Raw genomic sequence first — 6,000 nt, forward strand, 5'->3', positions numbered from 1 at the left:
TCGTCTCTCTCTAGTCTCTTGTCTCGCATCGAATCCCAAGCGGTGGCGTGCGTCGATACTTGCGAACGCGACCGGAGCCGACAGCATTCTTCGACCCATACCCTTTAACGGCAAACGCTGGCGCCACTTGAGCAAATGCTTTAAATCGATTCAGCTATCATTTCAACAATCTGTGACGCGTGGCAACCTCCCTTTTAACAGCCATGGAGACTAGAAAGCATGGACATCACGATTTACCATAACCCCGCTTGCGGCACGTCACGCAATACCCTGGCGCTGATTCGCAATGCGGGCATTGAACCGGAAGTGATCGAATACCTCAAGACGCCGCCGAGCCGCACAACGCTCTCCAGGCTGATCAAGGACGCTGGACTGAGCGTCCGGGAAGCGCTTCGCGAGAAAGAGAAACTGTTCGCGGAACTCGGTCTCGCCGATGCTTCGCTGACGGACGAACAGTTACTGGACGCCATGCTGGCGCACCCCATTCTCATCAATCGCCCGTTCGTGGTGACTCCGGCAGGCACGCGTTTGTGCCGGCCGTCCGAACTGCTACTGGAAATCCTTCCTGCGCCGCAAGCTCGTGCGTGATCGTTCGTCCTACCTGACTGACCGTTATAGCGAACGCAAGGAAGTGTCGCCGGTGGCGGCCGCATAGCTCGCATGAGCCGCGGTTCGAGAATATTGAAAATACATGGCGGCCGCGCCGGCCGCCCATAAAAACCGATGGAGACAGGAATGAACAAGATACTCGCCCGGCGCTCCGCGTGCGGCCTCGTTGCGGCAGCGATTCTGAGCTTCACCGCGAGCGCGGTGCATGCGGCGGCCGACTCGGTCAAGCTCGGCTTCATTACAGACCTTTCGGGGCTCTATTCCGACTCGGATGGGCAAGGAGGTCTCGAAGCCATTCGCATGGCGATCGACGACTTCCAGGGCAAGGTGAACGGCAAGCCCATCGAACTGTTGTATGGCGATCACCAGAACAAGGCGGACATTGCGGCATCGAAGGCGCGCGAGTGGATCGACCGTGGTGGCGTCGACGCGATCATCGGCGGCACGAATTCAGCCACGGCTCTCGCGACCAACCAGATCGCCGCTGAAAAGAAGATTCCGTACATCAACGTTGGGGCGGGCGTCGATGCGCTGACCAACGAGCAATGCACGCCCTACACGGTCCATTACGCTTACGATACCGTCGCGCTCGCCAATGGCACCGGGCTGACCGTGACGAAGCAAGGCGGCAAGACGTGGTACTTCCTCACAGCCGACTACGCGTTCGGCAAGGCGCTGGAAAAGAACACGTCGGATGTGGTGAAGGCGAATGGCGGGCAAGTGCTCGGCGCAGTGCGGCACCCGTTATCGGCGTCGGATTTTTCGTCGTTCCTGTTGCAGGCGCAAGCCTCGAAGGCACAGGTTTTGGGTCTTGCAAACGCGGGCGGCGACACCATCAACTCGATCAAGGCCGCGAGGGAGTTCGGCCTGACCAAGTCGATGAAAATTGCCGCGCTGCTGATTTTTCTCACTGACATCCATAGCATCGGACTCGAAACCGCGCAGGGTCTTCTGGCCACGGATAGCTGGTACTGGAACAAGAACGCCGAGACGCGCAAATGGGCCGAGCGTTACTTCGCCAAGATGAAGAAGATGCCGACCAGTTTGCAGGCTGCGGACTATTCTGCCGCGACCACGTATCTGAAGGCGGTGCAGGCGGCTGGATCGACCGACAGCACGAAGGTGATGGAGCAACTGCACAAGATGAAGATCGACGATATGTACGCCAAGGGATATATCCGGCCCGACGGCACCATGATCCACGACATGTATCTGATGCAGGTGAAGAAACCGTCGGAGTCGAAGGAGCCGTGGGACTTCTACACGATCACAGCGACCATTCCCGGCGAGCAGGCGTTCGGGTCAAAGGCTGTGTCGCGGTGCGCGTTGTGGAAGTGAACATCGCTTCGAGGCAAAACTCCTAAAGCTGTGGCCGTTGCGTGCGGATTCGAGCGGGCTCTCGCCATGTTGCCGTGCTAATGCTGGCCTACATCGACTTGATTGTTAAGCGGCTCGCCACGCAGCAAACGCCGTACATTCTGGGCGACCTGCAAGCCAATGGTTTCGAGGCTTGAAATTGCCGCCATATGCGGCGTGACGATGAGCTTGGGGTGGCGCCAAAGCGGATCATCGGCCGGTAGCGGTTCGTTGGGAAAAACATCGATGATCGCACCGCCCATGTGCCCGCCGGACAACGCCGCGAGCAAGGCATCCATCACCAGATGTTCGCCCCGGCCAACGTGAATCAGTTTCGCGCCCGGCCGCAATTGCCCGAGCACATCCGCGTTCAACAAGCCGCGTGTTTCAGTGGTCAGCGGCAACAGACACACGAGGATATCAACGCCCGAGAGGAACGCAGGCAATGCGTCCCGACCGCTGAAGGTATGTATACCCGCCAGCACCTTGACACTGCGCGCCCAGCCCCTCACCGTGAAACCTGCGTGCAGCAGATCGTCGGCAACCCGCGCGCCGATTTCACCCAAACCCATCACGCCGATCGCGCAATCGCTTGCCCGCTTTTGATCCGGCACCTGCCACAGTCCATTGCGCTGGTTCGCCAGCACCTGATCGAATTGTCGATGAAAATGCAACGCGCCCCACATGACAAACTCGCTCATGGCACGCGCTTGATACGGGTCGACTACACGGCACAACGGCACAGCAGGGAAATGAGGATCGCGCAAGATGTTGTCGACGCCGGCAGCAATGCCATGGACCAGCCGGAGATTGGGCAACGTGCGCAACGCACCCGCCGGTGGATTCCAGCATACGGCGACTTGGGCATCGTCGGCCTCGGGCGCACCGAAATGATGGACCTGCAGTTCAGGCGCCGCAGCGAGAATCGCCGGCCCTAGCGGAGACATGTCGTAGTCGCTGCTTATAAGAACGAGCTTGGTCATCGGTGGATTGAGATCGATGGGACATGTCAGGGCACAACGCCACGCAGCAGGTCACAACCGGTAGTCGGGACGGTTGTCGGCTATCAGGCGCAGTGCTGCTTGCCATGCCAGTTCTATGATGGCGTCCGCGCCCTCGGATTCGAACTGCCGCGCGGTAAGTTCGCGGACATGAGCCGGCGGTATCCGCAGTTGCGCGCCTCCGGCCAGCGCCTGCACCTGCGCCTGGCAAGCACGCTCGAGAAAGTAGATCTCGTGAAACGCATGCGCGGCGGTCGCACCGCCCGCGAGCAGACCGTGGTTGCGCAGGATCATCGCCTTGTGCGGGCCTAGATCGGCGACCAGGCGCTCACGCTCGCCCAGGTCGAGCGCAATGCCTTCATAGTCGTGGTAACCGAGCTTGCCGTAGAACTTCAGCGCATGCTGGCTGATAGGCAGCAGCCCTTGTTCTTGCGCCGACACACCGGTGCCAGCGGCCGTATGCGTATGCACGACAAACCCGAGGTCCTCGCGCGCCATGTGAACCGCCGAGTGGATGGTGAAACCAGCGGCGTTGACGGTGAAAAGCTCGGGCGTATCGCGTGCACGCTCGTCGATCACGTTGCCTTCGTAGTCGATCTTCACGAGGTCCGAGGCGCGCATCTCATGGAACAGCACGCCGTACCGGTTGATCAGGAACGCCGGTTTGGGGCCGGGCAAACGCGCGGTAATGTGCGTGTCGATCATGTCCGTCATGCGGAAATGCGCGATCAGCCGATACAGCGCCGCCAGATCCTCGCGGACCTTTTGCTCAGCGGCCGGGCTGGGCGTAATGGTGGTTTCCATAATGTGCTCCTTCCTCCTGATGACCCAGCTTGAGGCTGCCTTGGCGCACGCTCAGCGACACTTAGCGACGCATCACACCCGGCAGCACGCACAGCATTTCATAAAGCAGGTTCGCACCCAGTAGCGAGGTGTTCCCGCTCGTGTCGTAGGGTGGCGATACTTCGACCAGATCGCATCCGATCAGATCCAGCCCATGACAACCGCGGATGATCTCGATACCTTGGATTGTCGTCAGGCCGCCGATTTCCGGCGTGCCGGTACCCGGCGCCCATGCCGGATCAATGCCGTCGATATCGAAGCTCAAATACACCGGGCCGCCCTCCACCTTGGCGCGAACTTCGGCCATCAGGGGATCGAGCGACTTGTGCCAGCACTCCTCCGCCTGCACGACGCGAAAGCCTTGCCGGCGGCTCCAGTTGAAGTCGTCGGCGGTATAACCCTGCGCGCGCAATCCGATTTGTACCACACGCTCGCAATCGAGCAGGCCCTCTTCCACCGCGCGCCTGAAGGTCGTACCGTGGGCGATCTTCTCGCCGAACATGTGGTCGTTGACGTCGGCGTGAGCATCGACATGCACGAGGCCGATCTTGCCATGCTTGCGATGCAGCGCGCGCAGGATCGGCAGCGTGATGGTGTGATCGCCGCCGAGAGTCAGCGGCACGACGTCGTGCTCGAGGACCCGGTCATACGACTCTTCAATAATGCGGACCGCGTCCAGCAGATTGAAGGTATTGATGGCGACGTCGCCAATATCGGCTACTGAAAGCGAGTCGAACGGAGCGGCGCCGGTCGCCATGTTGTATGGCCGGATCATCACCGACTCGGCGCGGATCCCGCGCGGTCCGAAGCGCGTGCCCGCACGCAGCGACGCGCCAATATCCAGTGGTACGCCGATAAACGCGGCGTCCAGCCCGGCAGCGGAGGTGAGATGCGGCAAGCGCATCATTGTGGCGATGCCGCCGAAGCGCGGCATTTCATTACCGCCGAGCGGCTGATGAAAGATCTTTTCCATGGCACTTCCTCACATTCATTCGTCGAACTGTCTGCATTGAATTCTGGCGGTCATCGACATACCGACAAAGTGCTGGTGCGAAATATTTAGTTCAGTTATTTCTAAAGTATCGGCACGTCCGGGCCACGGAGCAACGCTTGGGCTCCGCCCTGCACCGGACGGTTTGCTTGCCGGCACTTACCGTATTCGATGGAGTTTGATGTGGCTACTGTTTTGCCTGAAGCACGCTTGCTGCGCATTTTTACCTGCGTGATACGACACCAGGGTTTTGCCGCGGCGCAGCAGGAACTCAACCTGTCCACGTCGGCCATCAGCACTTACATGAGCCAGCTCGAATCGCTGGTGGGCGTTGTGCTGTGTCATCGCGGGCGCGGCGGCTTTAGTCTGACGCCAAAGGGCGAGGAGTTCCATCAGGAAGCGTTGCGGCTGCTTGGCGAGGTGGACGGTTTCGAGCGTTACGCTGCAGGGCTGCGCGGTGAATTGCGCGGCAGCATCAAGCTTGGCGTGCTGGACTCGACCGTCAGCGATAAGGCGTTGCCGCTCTCGGAAATTATCGGCGCGTTTACTCGCGAGCATCCGGCGCTGCATCTGCATTTGCATGTGCAAAGCCCGTATGAATTGCAGCTTAGCGTGCTGGGAAATCGCCTTGATCTGGCGATCGGTGCGTTTCAATTGCGCATGAACGGGCTGATCTACCATTCGCTTTATCGTGAGCAGCACTGGTTGTATTGCAGCGATAGCCACCCGCTCTTTAACGAGCGCCACATCCCGCAGGAAACGATCAGTCAGCAGCGGATGGTTGGGCGGGCGTACTGGAGTCAGACTGAGCTCGCGCGCCATGGGTTCAAGCGTAGCGAGGCGACGGTGGACAGCATGGAGGGGCAACTGATCCTGATCTTGTCCGGTGCCTTTATAGGCTTTTTGCCTGAGCATTACGCGCAGTCCTGGGTCGACAAGGGGCGGTTGCGTGTACTCGCGCCGGCAGGGTTCGGCTATCAGGCGCCGTTTGCCTTGATCGTCAGGCGGGGGCGTTCGAAGGAACCTTTGATCCAGAAATTTCGTGACACGTTGAAGGCGCATCTTGGGCGGTAAGGGTTTTCGTTCGCACTCGGGGTTGGTTGGGGTCTGTCGGTGCTCGTGGGACTGGGTCAAGGCCGGGTTGCTGCTGCTTAGGCCTGCGGTCGGTTTAAGTTAGCTGTTCTCTTTATCACTATTAGC

At 59.9% G+C, this 6,000-nt stretch carries 6 protein-coding genes; 3 read left to right on the top strand and 3 right to left on the bottom strand.

Going from position 1 to position 6,000, the window contains the following annotated elements; translation table 11 throughout:
* Window positions 1-219: 219 nt before the first annotated feature.
* Complete coding sequence (gene arsC, locus EOS_RS12055; protein ID WP_047846869.1) at window positions 220-588, top strand: arsenate reductase (glutaredoxin); 369 nt, start codon at window positions 220-222, stop codon at window positions 586-588.
* A 147-nt stretch (window positions 589-735) separates the two neighbouring features.
* Window positions 736-1,947, top strand: a complete 1,212-nt coding sequence (locus tag EOS_RS12060) for an ABC transporter substrate-binding protein (RefSeq protein ID WP_047846870.1) — start codon at window positions 736-738, stop codon at window positions 1,945-1,947.
* 77 nt (window positions 1,948-2,024) lie between these two features.
* On the opposite strand, the gene EOS_RS12065 is transcribed toward EOS_RS12060, so the two are convergent.
* From EOS_RS12065 to speB, 3 genes are all read right to left on the bottom strand, one after another.
* Entirely contained in the window at window positions 2,025-2,948 is a 924-nt protein-coding gene (locus EOS_RS12065; RefSeq protein WP_047846871.1) for a 2-hydroxyacid dehydrogenase, read from the bottom strand.
* Window positions 2,949-2,999: 51 nt separating this feature from the next.
* Window positions 3,000-3,770 (bottom strand): class II aldolase/adducin family protein, encoded by a 771-nt coding sequence (locus EOS_RS12070; protein ID WP_047846872.1) that lies wholly within the window; start codon window positions 3,768-3,770, stop codon window positions 3,000-3,002.
* A 61-nt stretch (window positions 3,771-3,831) separates the two neighbouring features.
* Window positions 3,832-4,782 carry an agmatinase gene (speB, locus tag EOS_RS12075; protein ID WP_047846873.1) on the bottom strand — a complete coding sequence of 317 codons (951 nt, stop codon included), beginning with the start codon at window positions 4,780-4,782 and terminating at the stop codon, window positions 3,832-3,834.
* A 201-nt stretch (window positions 4,783-4,983) separates the two neighbouring features.
* Between speB and EOS_RS12080 the strand changes: the two genes are divergently transcribed.
* Window positions 4,984-5,874: a LysR family transcriptional regulator gene (locus EOS_RS12080; protein WP_047846874.1), complete on the top strand. Its 891-nt coding sequence runs from the start codon at window positions 4,984-4,986 to the stop codon at window positions 5,872-5,874.
* Window positions 5,875-6,000 lie beyond the last annotated feature (126 nt).

Origin of the sequence: Caballeronia mineralivorans PML1(12), assembly GCF_001028175.1 — a bacterium.
GTDB classification, from domain to species: Bacteria; Pseudomonadota; Gammaproteobacteria; order Burkholderiales; family Burkholderiaceae; genus Caballeronia; species Caballeronia mineralivorans.

Coding starts and splice junctions, on each gene's coding strand:
- arsC (WP_047846869.1), top strand. CDS start 220: ATGGACATCACGATTTACCATAACCCCGCTTGCGGCACGTCACGCAAT.
- EOS_RS12060 (WP_047846870.1), top strand. CDS start 736: ATGAACAAGATACTCGCCCGGCGCTCCGCGTGCGGCCTCGTTGCGGCA.
- EOS_RS12065 (WP_047846871.1), bottom strand. CDS start 2,948: ATGACCAAGCTCGTTCTTATAAGCAGCGACTACGACATGTCTCCGCTA.
- EOS_RS12070 (WP_047846872.1), bottom strand. CDS start 3,770: ATGGAAACCACCATTACGCCCAGCCCGGCCGCTGAGCAAAAGGTCCGC.
- speB (WP_047846873.1), bottom strand. CDS start 4,782: ATGGAAAAGATCTTTCATCAGCCGCTCGGCGGTAATGAAATGCCGCGC.